This window comes from Rhodococcus artemisiae (genome assembly GCF_036327795.1).
Lineage (GTDB): Bacteria > Actinomycetota > Actinomycetes > Mycobacteriales > Mycobacteriaceae > Rhodococcus > Rhodococcus artemisiae.
Map to the genome: position 1 here is coordinate 150847 of NZ_JAUTXY010000001.1, position 19097 is coordinate 169943.

Sequence of the window (19097 nt, forward strand, 5' to 3'; positions counted from 1 at the left end):
CGGAAAGGGCGGTCGTCGCCAGCAACGCCGCGCTGCCGCGTCGTCGTGGTGACGGGCGCCTTCTCAGTTCGGCTCGGCAATCGAACGCCGCTTCCGCTACGGTGTCCGTGTGTTGTCCACTGCCCGTACCTGGTGGCGGCCGCTCCGGCGGTCGTGACCATTGCGCGTGTCCCGAGTCGCCTTCCGCTGGCGGCTCGGCTCTGAGAGACAGACGACGTCAGTGCAGGCCGCTCCCGAATCGATGGAGCTTTTCGATGCCGACAGAATCCGATCCACCCACCACGATCAGCGACATCCTCGTCAGTTCACGATCACTGGCGGAGTACCGAGCGATGTTCACCCTCACCGGCGACGACCTGCGTTGCCGAATCCTCGACTGTCCGGGCGGTACTGCAGGTTTCACTGCCGACGTGTGTGCGGCCGGCGGCGACGTCACCGCGTGCGATCCGGTCTACGGGCAGTACACGACCATAGAGCTGGCAGCTATGGCTCAGCGGGAATCCGATAGGGGCAACCGGTACTGCCGCAGCCATGCGGACGATTATGTGTGGACATTCTTCTCGGATCCGGACGATCACGCCTTCTCACGCAGCGAAGCCGGCCGTCAGTTCTCGGACGACCGCCGCGCACATCCCGAGCGCTACATCGCAGGCGGACTCCCCCGATTGCCGTTCGACGACAAAGCTTTCGACTTGGTGCTCAGCTCTCACCTGCTGTTCAGCTACGCGGATCGGCTCGATCTGTCGTTCCACCACGATGCTGTGTGTGAACTCATGAGGGTCGCCGCCGCCGAGGTGCGCATCTTCCCTCTCGTCACTCTGGATCAGACCGAGTATCCGCACCTCGACGCCCTGCGACAACGTCTCGCCGACGACGGCATCACCACTGACATTCTCAGCGTCGATTACCAATTCCAAGCCGGTGCCAATGCGATGCTCGTGTGCACTCGGAGCACCGACCCGCAATGACGACTGTCAGGTGCGAGAAAGACTTTCCTCGCGTCGTGCGGGTTTCCGATGGTGATGTTCGTGAGGAAACCCGCACGGCGGAAGGAAGGTTTACGGAATCACCGGTAGCGGCGCCGCACCGGGATCCACCAGCGCCGACGCACGGTGGTGAGCAGCGACCAACTCGTCCGCAGTCTGTCGCGGCGGCACCCGATCGAGCAACCAACGCTCGACCAGCAGCGCAACCTTGGCCAGCATCTCGGTACGCAACCGCAGGAACGAATCCTCCGGATCGTCGCCGACCTGGCCGAGCAGCACCCACCACGCCCATGCGACAGCCCCGGCGTTGGCAACGAAATCCGGAACCACCGGGATACCTCGCCCGATCAGTGCCACCTCGGCCTCCGGGGTCGTCGCCGCATTCGCGGCCTCGACGACGACTTTCGCCGCGACCTGGTCGATGTTGTCCGTCGTGATCGCATACGAGATCGCGGCGGGGACGAAGATGTCTGCCGCGACACCGACCACGGCCGCGCGCGGCAATTGCTGAACGTGCGCCGGGACCCGGGTGCGGTCGATCTCCCCGTAGGCGTCACGCAGGTCGAGCAGAGCCGGGATGTCGAGGCCGTCGGCACAGTACAGCGTGCCCGCGGCATCGGCGACAGCGATCACGCGAACGCCGGCCTCATGCAGATACCACGCGGCACCACCTCCCATGGTGCCGATGCCCTGGATGGCGACGGTCGTGTCGGCCAGTGCCCATTCGTGCGCGTGCATGGTGCCGATGCACGCCTGCGCGACGCCGTACCCACCGACCACATCTCCGAGCAGGAAACCGCCGGTGACCGGCGCGTTCAGCGCTGTCCGGACGCGCTGCAGCGTCCGTTCCGGATCCTGGGCACGCCCGATCGCCGCGTGGTAGGACTGCTGGAGTCCGAGCCGCGCGAAGACGTCGTCGATCAGATGCTGAGGCACTCCCAGGTCCTCCGCGGTGACCCAATGTGTGTCCAGCCACGGACGCATCGCGTGACAGAACCGCTCCAGGACGCCGACCGCACGGGGATCCTTCGGGTCGAAATCGATGCCACCCTTTGCGCCGCCGACCGGCAGGTCGAACACTGCGGTCTTCGCCGCCATCCCGCGGGCCAGATCCTCGACCTCCGACACCGTGCAACCCGCCCTCATTCGGGTGCCGCCGGTGGAAAGCCCGGACACCGAAGTGTGCACGACGAGATAGCCGTGTGCTCCGGTGATCGGGTCGGTCCAGGTCATTCGCAAGAGAGGCTCACGGGGACCTTGTTCTCTGTTGTCGGGTCCTTGCCCGAACGCACGCTCCATCGTCGAGGTCATAGTGAGCCACCCCAATCATCCGCAGTAGATTTTCGTCGCCACGAGTAATCGGCTGACAACGCCAGCGTGCATGTGGTTGCGACCCGGCGTCCAGTTACGAAACATGAATGATTGCGTTCACAGTTCCTACACAGCCCTTACCCTGGCGGTATGGAGCTGTCCCTGCGCCGGCTACGGATGCTTCGGGAATTACATCGCCGAGGCACCGTGACCGCGGCTGCCGCGGCATTGCATTACACCACCTCGGCCGTCTCTCAACAGCTTGCGTTACTCGAACGAGACGTCGGTGCAACTCTTTTCGTGCGACATGGCCGTCGGGTGCAGCTCACCGACGCCGGTCTCGTCCTCGCCGAACACGCCGAGGAGATCCTCCGCTCGGTGGAGCGCGCCACGACCGCTCTCGAACGCACCCAGGACGGAGTCACCGCACGATTGGTCGGCGGCGTGTGGGCGTCGGTCGCATCGAGTCTGTTGCCGAAGGCACTGACCTTGCTCGCGGTCGAGCATCCCGGCATCGAGGTCCGCACGAAGGAGCTCGCGCCGGAGGACACCGCGGGTGCTGTCCAGGTCGGCACGTTGGATTTCTCGTTCGTGATCGATTACTCCAACTATCCGATGCCGTGGGATCCCGCGTTGACCAGGGTGGTCATCGCGGTGGAGCGATTACACGCCGTCATGCCTCCCGGAACGGCACCGGCCGAGACCATGACGTTGGCAGATCTCGCCGAGTACCCGTGGGTACTGGCCGGACCCACTTCCCATTTCGGCCGAGCGGTGCGCATAGCGTGTCAACGCTCCGGGTTCGAGCCCAGGATCAATCACGAGGTCGGCGAGCAGGCGACGGCACTCGCGATGGTCGCTGCGGGCCTGGGCGTCACCCTCGTCTCCGACCTCGGGCTGACACTGCCTCCACCCGGGATAGAGGTGGTCGCGCTCACCGACCCGCTGATGCGCACGATCTCCATCGCCCATCGCGGCGCCGACGCCCAACGACGGCCACTGCAGTTGGTGATCGACGCGGTCCGCACGGCGGCGGCCGCCCAGGGGCTCGCGGTATCGCTACCGTCCGAGGAACCGTCGATCACACACGAGTGAATCGGTTGTGCAGTTTTCGACGTCTGCCCTCGGCGTGTCGCGTCAAGTTCTGCGCACTCGAAATCGCTTATCGCGTCGTCGTCCACAGCAATTCAGGGCGTATCGATCCCATCCCGTACATCTGAACACCCTGAGTGCCTTCGCCGAGCACGGCCGCCGGTGCGGTACGGATGTACCACACGACGGGGTTGAGGTCGACGATTCGCTGCTGGGCTGTCTCGTAGGCTCCGGCGCGATCCTCGAGTTCGGCCGCGGTCCGGCCTTCGTCGATGGCGGCGTTGAGTTCGGGATCGTTGATACCGCTGAAATTCCCGGTCGAGTCACCGTGAAAATTGCTCCAGAGTGCGGTATCGGGATCGAGGATCGTTGCCGACGTGATCGCCACATCGAAATCGTATGTGTGGAGTCGCGGTAGCGCGGCGGTGAAGTCCAGGACTTCGACCTGAACGTCGACACCGTCGAACGCGCTCAACTGCGCCTGGACCGCTTCCGCAACGGCCTTGTTCTCGACCGAGGTGTAGGCCAGGAAGGTGAACGATACGGGTTTGCCCTCGGCTGCGAGTTCGTCGAACAACTGCTGCGCCGTATCCGGGTCATGCGTCGAGATCGGAATGTCCGCATAGAACGGTGAGTTCTCGTCGAACAAGGTCCGCGGAAGTTCGGCGCGTCCTGCGAAAACCACCTCATTCAGTGCGTCGATGTCGATAGCGTGTGCGAGCGCTCGCCGAGCGCGTTCGTCGTCGAACGGTGCTCGGCGGGTGTTCAGCGCGAGAAACTGTCCGCCACCCGACGGTTCGACGAGCGTGCGGAGACCGGCGTCCTCTGCGCGGCCGAGGGTCGCCCAGCTCCCTTCGATAGCAAGACCGGCCTGGCCCGAGATCACGGCGTTGACGCGCTGGTTTGTGTCGCCGTTGTGCACGAGTTCGATTCCGTCCAGATAGGGCGCCGGCTCGTATCCGGGGTTGCGTTCGAGGATGATGCGGTCCTGCCGCCGCCATTGCGTCATCGTGAACGGACCGGCCCCGACAGGATGGTCGTCGAATGCCTGACGTCCCGCCTCGAGCGCGGTGGGGGAAGCGATCCAATTCAAACCACCCCACACCACGGCCTGCGCATAATGCGGGTTGGGCGAAGCGAGTATCACCCGCAGTGTCAGCGGATCGGTCACTTCGAGAGCTGTGATCTGCGATGCCTGGATCAACGACGGCGATCCGGTGTTCTGATCGCGCATGCGTTCCCAGTTGTATCGGACGGCTTCGGCGTCGTAGGGAGTTCCGTCGCTGAAGCGGATTCCCTCGCGCAGTTCCAGTTCGAAGGTGGCCCCACCATCCGACGTCTCGAACGATTCGGCGAGGACGGGCGTCAGCTCGAGCGTCTCCGGATCGTTGACCAGCAACGTTCCATACAGCGCGTTACCGATGAGACTGTTCGACACCCACGCGTTGACGAGAGTCGCCGGATCGAGTGAGCGCGGCTCACCACCCTGGACGACCCTCATCGTCCCTCCTCGAACCGGATCTCCCGCCTCCGCATCATCAGTCCGCACTGCACCGCTGCCTCCACACCCACCGACCACCAAGGCCATCGATGTGACCAACGCCGCCAGCATCGTGCGCCGGGCCACGGGTCGGCGACGCGGGAGGTTCAGCATCTGGGACTCCTTCACTGGAGTCACTGCGCGAGAGCCGGATTCGACTCGAAACAGAGACAATTCGGTGTGGTTCGAAACATGACGAAACGATACTCTCACAGTCAAGAATATAATTCTTCTGCCGGTGTCGAGACACGAGTATTCCGCTGAGCCCGCGCATGCGGTACTCATGTCGATCATGTCCACCAGGGAGAGATATCAGCGATTCGCAGAGCTCGAAGCCCACGGCATCTCACCGACCTACGAGCTGCTGTGTTCGGGGATCGCCGACGACTCCGAGATCGTCGAACACATCGAACGGCTCCCCGAATCCAAACGACAACCGAACCTCGTCCTCGGAGCGTCCCGCCACCTCGGTGCCCCCACGGATTCGTACTCGTCCTTCCGCAGGTGGACTCTCGATAACTGGGCTGCCGTGGAGCGAACTGCCCTCGCTCACTCCACCCAGACGAACGAGGCAGGACGAGCTGCGGTGCTGTTGCCGATACTGGGGTTACTCGACGGACCTCTGTGGCTGATCGAGGTCGGCGCTTCAGCAGGGCTGTGCCTATACCCGGATCGGTACAGCTACCTTTACGACGGACATCATGCGGTGCACCCGGACGACGGTCCCTCGCCAGTCGTGCTGTCTTGCACCACCACTGGGGAGCCCCCGATTCCCCGCCGGCTTCCGACGATCGCGTTCCGCGCCGGTCTCGATCTCAATCCTCTCGATGTCACCAACGAGGACGACATGTCCTGGCTCGACAGTCTGATCTGGCCCGAACACCACACCCGACGCGAGAATCTCCGCGCGGCGGCTGCCATCGCCGGAGCGGATCGACCGCATCTTGTCCGCGGCGACCTCAACACCGCTGTCGCCGACCTGGTGGACCAAGCGCCCACAGGCACCACTGTCGTCGTCTTCCACAGTGCTGTACTCAACTACGTGGACCCAGAGGAACGCGCTGCGTTCGAGCAGACCGTCCGAGCATTACCGTGCCACTGGATATCCAACGAGAGTCCACGCGTCCTCCCCGGCATCACCCGCCTGCTGGGCGTCCCCCTGGGCGAGATCGGTGGACGGTTCGTTCTCGGCCTCGACGGTCGACCTGTCGCACTGACCGGCGCGCACGGACAATCGCTCGACTGGGTTCGGTGATGGCCTCCCTCCTTGCACACGCGACGCGCACCCGTCAGGTGCCGCAGAAGGTCTGGAAGGTGTCGGTGAACGACCGCGGAGCGGGTACGGCGTACTCCGACCACTCGTCGCGCCGCTCGAACGGATGCGTCACCACCTCCAGCAAAGTCTCGAACGGAACCAGATCGCCGGTGGTAGCGGCACGCAGAGCAGCCTCGACGTGGTGGTTGCGCGGGACATACAGCGGGTTGACGCGATCCATCACGTCCGCTGTCTCGGCCATCCCACGCCCATACCTCTCGAGTTCCGCACGCCAGCGTTCCAGCCACGGACCTGCGGATTCGCGAGGCATGAGATCGTCGAGGGGCGCCGAATTCCCGCGGAGTTCGTCGGCGAGGGCACGGAAGGTGCCCGTCCAGTCTGCGCCGTGTGCGGCCATCAGCTTCAACAACTCGTCGGCCAGAGCCCGATCGACGTCCTCGCCGGCCAGTCCCAGTTTGGCTGCCATGCCGCGCGTGAAGCCGGTCTCGTAATGGTCGTCGAAGGTATCGAGGGCAGCGGTCGCGGCGGTGATCGCGTCGTTCGGAACGGAGTCCAGCAGTGCCAGAAGCGTTTCTGCGAAACGCGCCAGGTTCCATTTCAAAACCACGGGTTGTTTGCCGTACGAGTAGCGGCCACTGTGATCGATGGAGCTGAAGACAGCTGAGGGGTCGTACGCGTCGAGGAAAGCACACGGACCGTAGTCGATGGTCTCCCCCGAGATCGTCGTGTTGTCGGTGTTCATCACTCCGTGCACGAACCCGGTGAGCATCCAGTGCGCCACCAGGCGCGCCTGGGCCTCGACCACTGCCTCGAGGAACGCCAGATAACGGTTCCGCTCGCCTTTCGCCGGCAGGTCGGTGAGCTGCGGGTAATGACGGGCGATCGCATAGTCGGCGAGCGTGCGGAGGATGTCGCCGTGACGGACCGCGAGTTCGAAAGTTCCCACACGCAGATGACTGGCCGCGACCCGCGCGAGTACCGCCCCGGGCTCGGCACCGTTGCGGTGGACGGGGCAACCCGTCGCAACGACCGACAACGACCGTGTGGTGGGAACCCCGAGGGCATGCATCGCCTCGCTGACCAGGTATTCGCGCAGCATCGGGCCGACCACCGCGAACCCGTCGCCGCCGCGAGAGAACGGTGTGGGCCCCGACCCTTTCAGATGCAGATCCACGCGGCTTCCCTCGATGTCCACGAGCTCGCCGAGCAGCAACGCTCTGCCGTCTCCGAGGAGCGGCGCGTACCCACCGAATTGATGACCCGCATACGCCATCGCAACCGGTGTCGCGTCGGACGGCGCCGCCGCCCCGGACAGGACTGCGATCCCCTCGTCGCTTCGCAGTACCGCTGCGTCCAACCGCAGCTGCGCTGCGAGCTGGTCGTTGAGCACGAGCAGCGTCGGATCCGGAACCTCGGCGCCCTTCCATGACACGCTCAGCGCACTCAGTTCGTCGACGAAGCTGCTCTCGAGACCGAAGGCTGTATTCGTGTCTGCTGGTGATTCCTGCGTAGCCGCCATGCTTCGAGGGTAGCCACCCCGACCTACCACCGGTGTGTGCATCGCGCGGAGGATTCCACGATGTGTTCGCCTCCGCGCAGGTCCGACGGCTCTGTTACTCTCCATCGCTGTCAAGGGGGGACACATGCCGAATGATGCCTCGAGAGTTGATCTTGATCGACCCTCACACCTGTCGGGCCGGCTCGACCAGCTCGCACGAAGCGCCGGCACACTGAAGGTCGTACCGCACGAGCCCTGGATCGACGCTCCCGCAACGAGCCTGTCGTCGCTCCGGGCAGTTGTCAGCATCTCGACAGACCTGCTCGACGGAGCGTTGGTCGCTGCTGTCACCGAACGGTTCGAGGAAACAGCCGACGTGATGCGTCAGGCCGTAGTCCAGTACAAGAATGCCGACGACGCCGTGGTGGAACAGCTTGCCGCGACCTACCTGTCGGCCACCGGTACCTGGACCACGAGCAGCGACACGTGACACCGACGAGAACCCAGGTCGAGAACTGGACCCCCGGATCACTGCTCACCTGGCGAGACGGCTGGAAAAGCCTCGGAACCAGCAGCGAAGGGCTCTTCGACGACTACGTCGCCCACGTCGAGAAGGTCGACGGCCAGTACTGGGAAGGTGTGGCCGCCGAAGCGGCCTTCGAGCGCGCCCACAGCGACCGCACCACCGCACGCTCCATCGTCGACACACTCGAGCGCGTAGCCGGAACCGTCACCACCGGATACCACGCGATCAAAGGCAACCTCGACGCTGCACGCGACGCTCTCGCCACCGCACAGGAGAACTGCTTCACCATCACCGAGAACCTCGACGTGATCGACCCCCGCACCGAAGACGACGCAGACCGCGAGGCGTTCCGCGCAGGGCTGCAGACCACTCTGCAGCGCTATGCCATGCTCGCCGAGCAGGCAGATCTCGATTTGACGCGCAGACTGGAAGAGGCCCGCACCAGCTTGCAGATGGCCTTCAGCAGTTGATGTCGACGCTGCCGGACGACGCACGAGCGGGTCTGGCCAACTCGTTGCAGATCATCTCGACCGACACCGTCACCGTCGCGACCAGCGGAGACCCCGACGTCCCCAGCCGAGGCGGCTTCGACCTTCTCCCCGAAGGCATCCGCGACTCCCTGTCCCGGGACGACCGGGTGGTTCACAGCGTAGAAGCGGTCGGAGGTACCGCTCTGAGGCAGACCACCCTCCATGGTGTCCCAGAGACACACGCCATCGCGTCGATCGTCGCTGCAGGAGACAGCGAGTACCGCCACGGCAGCGACCTCGACAAGAACCTCCTCGCCGCAGGTCGCGAATATCTCGATGCACAGGTCACGCACGATCAAGATCCCCAGCGTCAGATGACGATCTTCGAAGTCAATGGCCACCCGCCGGGAGATCCGTACCTCGACCCGATATTCGCAGCGGTCTCCGACGATCGCGTTGCCGTCGAGCAGGCAGTCACGGATGCGAACGGTTCCGATTTCGTACGAGACGTCCTGACCCACTCGTGGTCCGATGAATCCGCCGTACAGCCGATGTTCCACTTCGACGAAATCGAAGGCGCCGTCCAGGACCCGAACGATCCCGTCGATGTCGCGGAAGCAACCCGGAGCGGACAGATCATGTCGGCGGTCGCGTCGGCGATGAGCACAGATGCTGCGTGGCAGCAGATGTCGAGCATTCCCGGCACAGATCACCACTCGATCGGCGAGGTGAATCCCGAACTGGTGCGCACCATTTCCCACAGCATGACGCCGTACATCCCAAGCCTCGTGAGTGTCGAGACACCTGGTCGGCCCGGGTTCGATATAGAGGGGTGGACGGACCCCGAAGGCTCCGGAAGCTACCGCGGCTCCGCCAACGTATTCGCCGCGCTGTCCACTGATGACGAAGCTGGGACGCACTTCCAATCCCATGCCCTGAAAGAATCCGTCGCAGCCCAGATCCGATTCGGAGAGAACCCGGATGCTCCGAATTCGAACCAGCATCTCGCCAACGCCGGTCAACTTTTGGCGTTGACCGACAAGGGTATCGAAATGTCGATGCAGGACCGGTACGACGACGAAACCACCCGGGACCTGGCCGTGTATGAACAGAGGGCCAATGCATACAACGCTGTCACGTGGCTCGGAGGTCACGTTCTCCCTGGAACTGATTTGTTCTTCAATACGAGATCCGCCGGCGGGGAGCCCTTGAAAGAAACACTGCTCGGCCCCAAGCCGGATCCAGCAGCCGACGCGTACGTGAATCGCCCGAATTTCGAGCGCCTCAGCTACGTTGCGCTGTCAGCCATTCAAAACTTCCCAGAGTCTGACCGGATGCGCTTCAACGAATTATTCAATGAAGACGGAAACCTGCGCAGCTACGGTGAGCTGTTCTCGCCGGATAGTAGCGATTCACACAAAAAGACGATGGACTACCTTCTTGCCAATCTAATGGACGCATCCGGTGACCACCACGGACTCCAGCTGGCCTACAACGAAGTCAGGCTCTCACGTGACTAGAATCTGCCGTCCTTTAACCGTCATTTCAATGCTCCTATTCCTCGGCGGATGCACCCAGCCGAGCAGTTCCATTCACTCACCCGCTACGCCCGAATTGCAGATAGCCTATACAAACTCTTGGTCCGCCGAACCGAGTATCGACCTGTTCAGCCGCGGTAGCGAACTCGTTCGCGCTTCCCTCGAAGCTGGCTGGCAGACATCCAATTACACGTTCGAGGACTCATTTCCTGGGTATCGCGAAGCCATTGGCTACCCGGGCAAGGTCAACCGAGACATCACTTGGATCGTCCAATCGGAGAACACCGAGAAGAACCGGGTCGGCGAATTCACAGCCCGCTACCATATCACCGAACTCATCGAATCACCCACCGAAATCACTGCCAACGTATGTGAGGACTTCGTCTACGCAGAAACGAAGACCTACGATACTCCTGCCCGCCACGGCTTCTCGTGGACCGTGGCACTCCGCAACACCTCCGACACCCCAGGCCTCCCCGGAATCGTCGATACCGACCCCGACGAACACGATCCCCGCGCCCGCCGCACACCGGGCTGGGATGTGTTCGGCACCTGGAAAATCACCCGACTGACCCCCGACAGTCTCGACAACGAGCAAAACCTTGCCGACCCTGCCTGTACGACATGGTGGCTGACCAATCACCCTGACACTTTGCGGGTCGTCGACCACTTCACGTTTCGCCCGCCCGGAACTGTTCCTGGTGTCCCGCGCACTCCGCAGTATCCCGAGTGGATAGGCCAATCGGAGCCTCAGTAGCGGCACAGACCGATCGCCCTGCCCGGGGAGCGTCGGCGACATAGGTGGGGATCAGGGTTCGTCAACCGACCTGCTCGAACAGCGACACGATGATCCCTTCGGGCCCACGCACGTAAGCCATCCGCACGCTGTTCTCGTACTCACCGATACCGCCGACGAGGCCGAATCCGCCCGCGGACACCGCGTCGATTACAGCTTGAAGGTCGCCGACTTCGAAAGACACGTTGCGCAACCCGATCTCGTTGGCCATCGCCGACGGCGATCCGGGCACGTGATCGGGCGTGACGAAGCTCGAGAGCTCGAGCCCAGAGCCTCCGCCGGGCGGCCGTAGCATCACGATCTCGCAGTGTGCGCCGGGGATGCCGCAGACAGTCTCGACGAATTCACCTTCCACAGATCCGGTGCCCTCCACCTCGAGGCCGAGTTCTACGAAGAATGCCGTCGCTGAGGCGAGATCCGCGACGGTGATGCCGACGTGGTCGAACCGTTGTACACGTGCCAAGGGATTCATCCCCTGATTATCGTCATGTCCAGTTCGGTTTCGGGGTGCAGACCCGGATATTCGACGTGTTCGTACGGAGTGCGACTGTTCCCATCACACTCGGCGATCACGACGTCGTCGATGACCTCGCCGCGAGTCGCTTCCAGACCTCGACGTCGGTGCGAGGTCCTCCCGGCATGTCGGCTCCGTAGCGAGCAATCTCGCCGGGAATATCCAAGGGTGCGACCATTGCAGCACCCGGATACAACGCTTCTTCGATCCGCTCGTCGGGCACAAGCCAGCAGATCTCGAATTCGATCCCGTCGGGATCGCGGCCGTACAGCGCCTTGGTGGCGGCGTGGTCGGCCGCGCCCGTCAATGCTCCCGCGTCGACCAGACGCTGACGCATGTCGTCGAGGTCGGAAAGTGTTTCCACCTCCCACGCAACGTGATACAGCCCGACCCTGCCCGGCACCATCGGACCGCCGCCCTGCGCCTGGAACAGTCCCAGATCATGATCGTTCGCCGATCCCGCGTGTCGGAGAAACGCACCACCGGGGAACTCCCCCGCCAATCGCTCGAACCCGAGCACGTGCTCGTAGAAGTGCAGACTGCGTTGCAGGTTCGCCACATACAGGACGACATGATTGATGCCGCGCATCCCCATCGACAATCCCTCTTCGAAGGCCGCACCGCGTCCGGTGCGTGAGCTGTGAACCTGCCATTCTCCATCGAGCGTTCACCGCCGCGATCACGCGTTCCCGAAGAGCGGAACCCGCACAGTGCGCTCTCTACTCGACCCTCCGGCGAATGGTGCGCGGCACCTCCAATACCGCGTGTGCACCCTCGTCATCACCGAGTCGCTCGGCCAGGGATTGTTCCGCGAGTCCCGGCGGCAATGCGGCGGAAAACTTCAGTCCCGACACCGCATCGGCCGCGACCGTCCGCGCGCGCCACGCAATCTGTGCGAGAGCGGCGGCCACATCGCGTGCGGTGCCATCGGGCAGCAGGCGCAACGATTTCTCATCGATGGGTTGCCGAGGGTCGATCAGCGACGGCAACGACGCCTGCAGGGTTCGGTTGGCTGCAGTACCCGCCCACGTCCACCATCGTCCGCTCCCTTCGGAAGGAAGCGCGATGACCGATGCCTCGGTCTCGACCGCAGGCAGATAGCTCGCACGCAAGTCGACGAGGGTTGATTCGGCTCGTTGAGTCAGCGTGACACCCGGTGGCGTCGCACCGAACAGCACCGATCGCATGCCCTTGCGCGATCTCGTACGCCACGCCGCCGCCGAGGCCGGACCATTTGGCTCGTCCACCCGAGTCGACGGGTTCGACGAAGCAGCGTCTCCGCGGCCGGTCGATGTGGGTGACCTTCCATGAGCGACCCGCGAGCAGCAGGATCCGAGGTCCGTCGACCTCTTCGGTGAGCAGGTCGGTGCCGATCGTGCCGACCTCGTTGCGTCCGGCGAGCACCGTGAATTCCGGTGGGGCACTGAACACCGCAGTCAGGTCAGAAAAGTAGCGTCGGCCGAACCGTCGTTCGGCTTCCGGTCCGATGTCGTTCGGCGGCAGACAACGATGAATGCGACAGGAATGTGGTGATGCCACGGTCGCGCGACGCCGCACCGAGTTCCTCGGCGCGGCGTCGCGAGTCGACGAACACCAATCGCATCTCCCCCTGATGCAGGGATGCGATGACCGTGGCAGCGTTCGAGACGGAACCCACGTAATCGACGGTGATGTCGGGATCAGTAGCGGGTGCTCCGACATCCGGCGCGACGACACGGCGCGGCCGACCGGTTGCACTCCCCTGCAGCCACGCCGGCAACTCGTCGGGATTGCCGACCGTCGCCGACAGTCCGATGCGCTGAATGTCGCGACCGGCGACGCGGGCGAGTCGTTCGAGGACAGCGAGCAGGTGCCTTCGCGGTCGTCCCCCGCGAAGGCGTGGACTTCGTCGACGACGGCGCGCAGTCCCGCGAACAGCACCCGTGGATCGACCTTCGTGGACACAAGCATCGCTTCGAGTGATTCGGGGGCGGTGAGCAGGATATCCGGTCGCTCCCGCAGGATGCGCATGCGTGCAGACTGGCCGACGTCGCCGTGCCACACGGCAGCGCTGCGACCGAGCCATTGCGCGTAGCCGTGTAGACGTGGCTGAAGGTTGTTGAGCAGCGCCCGCAGCGGGCATACGTACAGTACCGAGGTGCCCTGCCGGTCGTGTTCGGCCATGGCCGACAGCAATGGGTAGGCCGCGGCTTCGGTCTTTCCGCCGGCCGTGGGAGCCAGCACGAGCGCATCGTCGCCTGCAAGGATCGGTGCGACGGCAGCAGCTTGGGTGGGTCGAAGGCCGTCCCAGCGCAGGGTGTTCGCGAGGTGGTACTGAACTCCCGGGTGGAGCTGGCCGAAGGCGTCGTCGGTCACGAATCGAATCCTTCGGTCGTGATGGTCGGACACCTCGTCGATCATTCGCGGACGACCCGGACAGAGCAACTCCGCAACCGGTCTCGCTACCGACCCCGAAAGGAATCTGTAGTGACAGGCGATGGACATGTCGCTGCACTCGCCGCCGTCATCAACTTCTGAGGGCACGCGATAGCCCTGCGAGGTCAAGCCGAATCTCGGGAGCGCATTTCCAGCATAGGCCCCGAACTGCGTCCACCCGCCCGCCGAGCTCGACATGCGAGTCGTCGTCAGCGCACTCGGATGCCCTGATCGGCGAGGAACTCACGGGCACGTCCCAGTTGGCGGTCAGTGGAGAAGGCGTACCACTGATCGGCGAGGCCTCCTGGTGGACGAGGTCCCGGAACCGGCCGAAAGCACCATTGCCCTCGATCGCCCGCTCCAGCCGCTCCCGCAGCGCCGCATCATGATTCCGCTCGGTGAAGGCCGCCATGTCATGCCAGCCATCGCGTGAGTCGGCCCGGTCGAATCGGAGCCAATGATCGGGCTCGGCCTCCACGTCGACGGCGGCGTCCTCTCCAACCATCATCGGATCAGTACTGCTGGCGTCGAATACCTCTCCGGTGCGCAGGTCGACGTAGCCGCCCGTCGACATCTCCAGGTCCCCCTCCAATTCGATACCGAGCATCTCGAGGTCGACCGGCACCACCCGCCCGGCCGGCGGCTCGCCGCGCAGGCACGCGAGCAGGTCCTCGGCCAGCACCCCGTCGCCCGTCCCGGCCCGCCAGGTCAGTTCTTCCAGGATCGCCTCCGACCACAGCGGCCGGTACAGACCTTCGATCGCCAAGGACTGCAGGAAATCCCGCTGCCGGCCGGGCCACACTACCGATGTGTCGAGGACAACCGCGAACATCCGTGGAGTGTATGGACGCCGACCGACATGGACTCCGGTGGTTACCTGCGCTCGGCGCGGGTACGTCGGCGCGCCGCCACCGCCTTACGGGCGGCCTTCGACTGCTGGGCGATCTTCTCCGGATCATCCTCGTCATCGAGTGCAACAGAGGTGTTCACCAGCTCCTCGTACTGCTGCGCGCGTCGTCGCTGCTGATAGTCGAGGACATCGCGCAGCACGAGACGATGGCGGGTGCCGATCTTCTCCGCCGGCAACTCTCCCACCGTGATCAACCGCTTGACCGTCGGCCGGCTCACCCCGAGCAGATCGGCTGCCTGCTGCGTGGTCAGCTTCGTCATACGGGGCGCAACAGTAACCGCGCGTCCGGCTTGCAGCGCGGAGACCACCTGCTTGAGGATTGCGTGCACCTCAGGAGGGACCGGCACCTGTTCGCCTTCGCCGGCGCCAACGAGTAGATATCGCGGTTCGACCCGATCACCGAAGCGACGTTCGTGAGCGTCGAGGAAGCTGACCACATCGGCCAGGCCAGTGTGTTCGCCGGGATCCGGAAGGTAGGTGTGTTCCTCCAGTGCTTGCGTCATCACCCAACCTCTCTCCTTCGAAAGAAACGAAACATGTTATCGAAACTTTCGAAATCTGCCCAAGGTACTGGCCGATAGCCCCGAATCAGGTGCAGTCCGGGATGCCTGCGATGAGTGAGATTGTGCGTGCGCGCAGGCCCGCCGCGGCGCTTCAGTCCTCCCAGGTCCCGGCTGTGACGCCGACCACGTCGATCGCGAATCGGCGATCACCTGATCCGGCGTTATCCGGTAGGACTCGTGGAGCCGAAATTCCGGAAGACGGCCGCCGTCAGCGCAGCAGCCCTGAAGCCATCAGCCCCGTTCGAAGCGCGTCGTACTCGCCGTCATCAAGAGCAAGAAGCGGAGACCGCACGAACCTGTTCTGCAGGACACCGAGCAACTCGAGCGCCCCCTTGACCGTCGTCGCACCGTAATTGGGGACGCCCATCACCGCATGCAACGCCGGCTGCAAACGGGCATTGATCGTTCGCGCGGCCTCGACATCGCCCGAGAAGAACGCTGTGATCATCGCGCGGATCTCGTCGCCCGCCACATGGCCGAGCACAGAGACGACCCCGCACGCCCCGTACGCAAGGAATCCCAACGTGAGACTGTCATCCCCCGAGTAGACCGCATAGCCCAATTCGCGCAACAGGATCGCCTGAGTGGGATCCCCCGCTGCGTCCTTCACGGCGACCACAGAGGGCCACTGCGCCATCTCCTCGAACGTCGACGGTGCCAGCTTGGTGCCCGCCCGACCTGGAATGTCATAGATCATGACGGGAACGTCGACTGCATCCACGACAGAACGAAAATGGTGCAGAACTCCACCCTGACTCGGCTTGTTGTAATACGGCGTGACCAACAACAGCCCATCGGCCCCGTGCTCGGCAGCCTGACGCGCCAATTCCAGCGTGTGCCGGGTGTCGTTCGTACCCACCCCGGCAACGATCGTTGCGCGGTCGCCCACCGCATCCTTGACCACACGCAATATCCGACCGTCCTCGGCGGTGGTCGTCGTGGCCGCCTCACCGGTTGTGCCGGAGACCACGATCCCGTCGTGTCCGTGGTCGACCAGATGTCGCGCGATCCGAGCAGTCGCCTCCTCGTCGACGTCGCCATCGGCGGTAAACGCGGTAGCCATCGCGGTCAATACGCGCCCGAACGGCGCCACGGGCTCAGCGGAAACTGTCATTGCCTCAGTATGCGCGACACACCGGCACAACCCCCACAATCCGCGGTCAGCACACTCCGATGCCGATCAGCTGCGCGATGCGCCGATCGCCACCACCTGCGCCCATTCCGGTGGTCGGGTGGGAACGTAGTCGGGGTTCGATTCGTTTCGGGGAACGATGCGAGGGAACAGGCCGACCACCGTTCGGCATCCCGGACGGCTGCTGGGCCAAGGGGTTTGCCCGTCGGTGAGGACAACCACCACATCTGGGCGGGGCCGACTGCGCAGCGCCCTGTCGAATCCGGCGCGCAGATCCGTGCCGCCGCCCCCGAACAGTGGAATGTCCTCCGCCTGGCACAGCGGGTGCACGACCCTGGCTGCCGCGTCGCAGGACAGCACCGTGACCAGGTCGCGGCGCCCGCCCACGGCCCGCGCGATGGCGGCCACCTCGAGGAGTGCGCTGCCCAGGTCGGCGTCGCTGACCGAACCGGAGGTGTCGACGATGACACTGACCCGAGGCGGGGTGCGCCGCAGGCTCGGTAGCACCGCACCGGGCACAGCGGCGGAGCGCCGCGCCGGCCTGCGGTAGGTGTAGTCATCGCCGGTGCCGGACGAGGAGGTGGCTGAGCGGATCGCCGCGCCCAGCAGAGCCCGCCACGGCTGCGGCGGGTGCAAGGCCTCCTCCGCCCACCGTCGCCATCCGCGGGCTGCATTGCCCGATTGCCCGATGATGCTGTGCGCCACCCGGAAACGAACAGCGTCTCGTTGCTCGTCACTGAGCGCGTTGGCGCCCTCGGGGCCCAGTTCCCACTCCCGGCTCAGTCCGTCGGCACCGCTGCCGCAGTCGAGCCACGCCAGTCCGTCGGTCCACGGACCGAGTCCGAACTCGCCCAGGTAATCCTCCATGAGCCGACCGCCGGACAATCCCAGGGTGGACGGCAGTACTGCATCGTGAGGTGTCTGCAGTCCGTCGCCGAACGCGTCGTCGTTGATCTCGGCATCGGCGGCGAGATTCATCCGGAGCCGATCGGCGCGCGACGTCAGTTCGTGTGCGCGGGCGTAGCGGTCGCTGCGGCCGTGATGATCGCGCAGCAGATGCGACACCCCGTGGACCAGGACCGAGGCCAGTTCCTCCACCGGTCGCTGAGCGAGGAAGGCAGGTGAGACGTAGCAGCGCCAATGCCGGTCCACACCGATGGTCGGCACGCGGGGCGACGCGACGATGTGCAGCGCGTACAAGGCGGTCGCGAGGTAGGGCCGGGCGCGAGCGGCGTACAACCGCGCGGCGTAGATCTTGTCCACGTCGACCGCAGGTGCCGCCCTCATCGACCGGCCTGCGCGGCGGCACGGTCGCCGGCGAGGTCTGCCGCCTGAGAGACCGACACGACCCCGGCGAGCCGGTCGATCGCCGCAGGCACCTCCCAGTCGTCCCGGCGCAGAGTGGCAAGGGTGGTCGCCGGGACGACCACGAGGTCGGGTGGCCCGGTTTCCACCGCGGTGACCAGGATTTCCCACGCCGCGTCCCAACGGGGCTTCTCCGGCCGTCGGCGGACGGCGGCGACCACCGCGTCGAGCACAGCCTGACGCAGATCCCCGCGATCGGGGAGATCGGCCGACGCGGGATCGGCGAGCAGCGTCTCCGGGTCGGGGAGGTCCATGCGCTCGATGGCCGCGAGCAGCTCGAAACCGGGCCCGTCGCCGACACTCCCCCGGACCAACAGGGACAGCACGTCTTTCGACGACGAGGTGGCGGTCGCGAAGGCGATCAGCCGCACGGTCATGTCCCAGCTCCGTGGCGACGGCCAGGCGCTACCGCGGCGGGTCTGGCTGCTGGGCAGTTGATGCACGAGGGCGGGTCGGGCGGTGAGGAGCTCGCAGACCGCGCGGCGGGCGAACGTCACCGCGTCGGAGAACGTCTCCGGGTCGAGGCGCGGTAGCGTCGCGCGTGGCCAGGTTCCGCCGAGGCCCCGGACGACCACGTCGTGGTCGTATGCCCAGTGCAGGTGCACGAATCGGTTCGCCAGAGGTGGACTCAGTTCCCAGCCGTCCGCTGCCGACGACGGTGGGTTGGCTGCGGCCACGATGCGGACCTCGGGTGGGAGTTGCAGTGCCCCGATTCGTCTTTCCAGCACGAGACGGAGCAGAGCAGCCTGCACGGCAGGCGGTGCCGTCGACAGTTCGTCCAGGAAGAGCAATCCTCGGCCGGCCTCCACGAGTCGGACGGCCCAGTCGGGCGGGGCCATCGGGACGCCCTGTGTTGCCGGGTCGTCCCCGAGAACGGGCAGACCCGAGAAGTCCGACGGCTCGTGCACACTCGCGATGACGGTGGTCAGTGGTAGGTCCACGGCTTCGGCGAGCTGGGTCAGGGCGGCGGTCTTGCCGATTCCCGGTTCGCCCCACAGCAGGACCGGTAGGTCCGCGGACACCGCCAGTGTGAGGGCCTCGAGTTGGTCGTCGGGGCGAGGTTCGGTTGTGACCGTGCCGAGCATCGCCAACAGAGCTGCGGCACTGTCGAGTTCGATGTTGCCGGGACTGCGGGGAAGGAATGTGGAAGACATGTGCATCACCT

At 64.8% G+C, this 19097-nt stretch carries 18 protein-coding genes and 1 pseudogene; 7 read left to right on the forward strand and 12 right to left on the reverse strand.

Annotated elements, in window-relative coordinates; all coding sequences use genetic code 11:
- The first annotated feature begins 254 nt into the window (after window positions 1-254).
- Window positions 255-968, forward strand: coding sequence for a hypothetical protein (locus Q7514_RS00770; RefSeq protein WP_330131373.1), 714 nt, complete (start codon window positions 255-257; stop codon window positions 966-968).
- A 90-nt stretch (window positions 969-1058) separates the two neighbouring features.
- Here Q7514_RS00770 and Q7514_RS00775 read toward each other — a convergent pair whose 3' ends face one another.
- Window positions 1059-2297, reverse strand: coding sequence for a Glu/Leu/Phe/Val dehydrogenase dimerization domain-containing protein (locus Q7514_RS00775; protein WP_330131374.1), 1239 nt, complete (start codon window positions 2295-2297; stop codon window positions 1059-1061).
- 150 nt (window positions 2298-2447) lie between these two features.
- Here Q7514_RS00775 and Q7514_RS00780 point away from each other — a divergent pair, with 150 nt between their 5' ends.
- Complete coding sequence (locus Q7514_RS00780; protein ID WP_330131375.1) at window positions 2448-3392, forward strand: LysR family transcriptional regulator; 945 nt, start codon at window positions 2448-2450, stop codon at window positions 3390-3392.
- A gap of 67 nt (window positions 3393-3459) precedes the next feature.
- On the opposite strand, the gene Q7514_RS00785 is transcribed toward Q7514_RS00780, so the two are convergent.
- Window positions 3460-5043, reverse strand: coding sequence for an ABC transporter substrate-binding protein (locus Q7514_RS00785; protein WP_330131376.1), 1584 nt, complete (start codon window positions 5041-5043; stop codon window positions 3460-3462).
- A 178-nt stretch (window positions 5044-5221) separates the two neighbouring features.
- Here Q7514_RS00785 and Q7514_RS00790 point away from each other — a divergent pair, with 178 nt between their 5' ends.
- On the forward strand, window positions 5222-6184 hold the full coding sequence (locus Q7514_RS00790; protein ID WP_330131377.1) for a DUF2332 domain-containing protein: 963 nt from the start codon (window positions 5222-5224) through the stop codon (window positions 6182-6184).
- Between the two features lie 34 nt (window positions 6185-6218).
- Here Q7514_RS00790 and Q7514_RS00795 read toward each other — a convergent pair whose 3' ends face one another.
- Window positions 6219-7724: a protein adenylyltransferase SelO gene (locus Q7514_RS00795; RefSeq protein ID WP_330131378.1), complete on the reverse strand. Its 1506-nt coding sequence runs from the start codon at window positions 7722-7724 to the stop codon at window positions 6219-6221.
- A 124-nt stretch (window positions 7725-7848) separates the two neighbouring features.
- Here Q7514_RS00795 and Q7514_RS00800 point away from each other — a divergent pair, with 124 nt between their 5' ends.
- Genes Q7514_RS00800 through Q7514_RS00820 form a run of 4 tightly spaced genes read left to right on the forward strand, consistent with a single transcriptional unit; the run spans window position 7849 to window position 10994 of the window.
- On the forward strand, window positions 7849-8193 hold the full coding sequence (locus tag Q7514_RS00800; protein WP_330131379.1) for a hypothetical protein: 345 nt from the start codon (window positions 7849-7851) through the stop codon (window positions 8191-8193).
- Window positions 8190-8699: a hypothetical protein gene (locus tag Q7514_RS00805; protein ID WP_330131380.1), complete on the forward strand. Its 510-nt coding sequence runs from the start codon at window positions 8190-8192 to the stop codon at window positions 8697-8699. The genes Q7514_RS00800 and Q7514_RS00805 overlap by 4 nt, the downstream gene beginning before the upstream one ends.
- Complete coding sequence (locus Q7514_RS00815) at window positions 8699-10219, forward strand: TPR repeat region-containing protein (protein ID WP_456239139.1); 1521 nt, start codon at window positions 8699-8701, stop codon at window positions 10217-10219. Before Q7514_RS00805 ends, Q7514_RS00815 begins: the two co-directional genes overlap by 1 nt.
- Window positions 10212-10994 carry a hypothetical protein gene (locus tag Q7514_RS00820; protein ID WP_330131383.1) on the forward strand — a complete coding sequence of 261 codons (783 nt, stop codon included), beginning with the start codon at window positions 10212-10214 and terminating at the stop codon, window positions 10992-10994. The genes Q7514_RS00815 and Q7514_RS00820 overlap by 8 nt, the downstream gene beginning before the upstream one ends.
- A 61-nt stretch (window positions 10995-11055) precedes the next feature.
- Here Q7514_RS00820 and Q7514_RS00825 read toward each other — a convergent pair whose 3' ends face one another.
- From Q7514_RS00825 to Q7514_RS00860, 9 genes and pseudogenes are all read right to left on the reverse strand, one after another.
- Window positions 11056-11496: a VOC family protein gene (locus Q7514_RS00825; RefSeq protein ID WP_330131969.1), complete on the reverse strand. Its 441-nt coding sequence runs from the start codon at window positions 11494-11496 to the stop codon at window positions 11056-11058.
- 106 nt (window positions 11497-11602) lie between these two features.
- Window positions 11603-12142 (reverse strand): VOC family protein, encoded by a 540-nt coding sequence (locus tag Q7514_RS00830; RefSeq protein ID WP_330131384.1) that lies wholly within the window; start codon window positions 12140-12142, stop codon window positions 11603-11605.
- A gap of 124 nt (window positions 12143-12266) precedes the next feature.
- Entirely contained in the window at window positions 12267-12491 is a 225-nt protein-coding gene (locus Q7514_RS33145) for a hypothetical protein (RefSeq protein WP_408016030.1), read from the reverse strand.
- Between the two features lie 48 nt (window positions 12492-12539).
- Window positions 12540-13947: pseudogene (locus Q7514_RS00835) on the reverse strand (DEAD/DEAH box helicase); the annotation flags it as partial.
- A 106-nt stretch (window positions 13948-14053) separates the two neighbouring features.
- Window positions 14054-14728: a hypothetical protein gene (locus tag Q7514_RS00840; RefSeq protein ID WP_330131385.1), complete on the reverse strand. Its 675-nt coding sequence runs from the start codon at window positions 14726-14728 to the stop codon at window positions 14054-14056.
- Window positions 14729-14835: 107 nt separating this feature from the next.
- Window positions 14836-15375: a helix-turn-helix domain-containing protein gene (locus tag Q7514_RS00845; protein ID WP_330131386.1), complete on the reverse strand. Its 540-nt coding sequence runs from the start codon at window positions 15373-15375 to the stop codon at window positions 14836-14838.
- Window positions 15376-15643: 268 nt separating this feature from the next.
- A complete protein-coding gene (gene dapA, locus Q7514_RS00850; protein WP_330131387.1) occupies window positions 15644-16549 on the reverse strand; it encodes a 4-hydroxy-tetrahydrodipicolinate synthase in 906 nt (301 codons plus the stop codon).
- A gap of 66 nt (window positions 16550-16615) precedes the next feature.
- Entirely contained in the window at window positions 16616-17854 is a 1239-nt protein-coding gene (locus tag Q7514_RS00855; protein WP_330131388.1) for a vWA domain-containing protein, read from the reverse strand.
- Window positions 17851-19092 carry an AAA family ATPase gene (locus Q7514_RS00860; protein ID WP_330131389.1) on the reverse strand — a complete coding sequence of 414 codons (1242 nt, stop codon included), beginning with the start codon at window positions 19090-19092 and terminating at the stop codon, window positions 17851-17853. Before Q7514_RS00860 ends, Q7514_RS00855 begins: the two co-directional genes overlap by 4 nt.
- Between the last annotated feature and the right edge of the window lie 5 nt (window positions 19093-19097).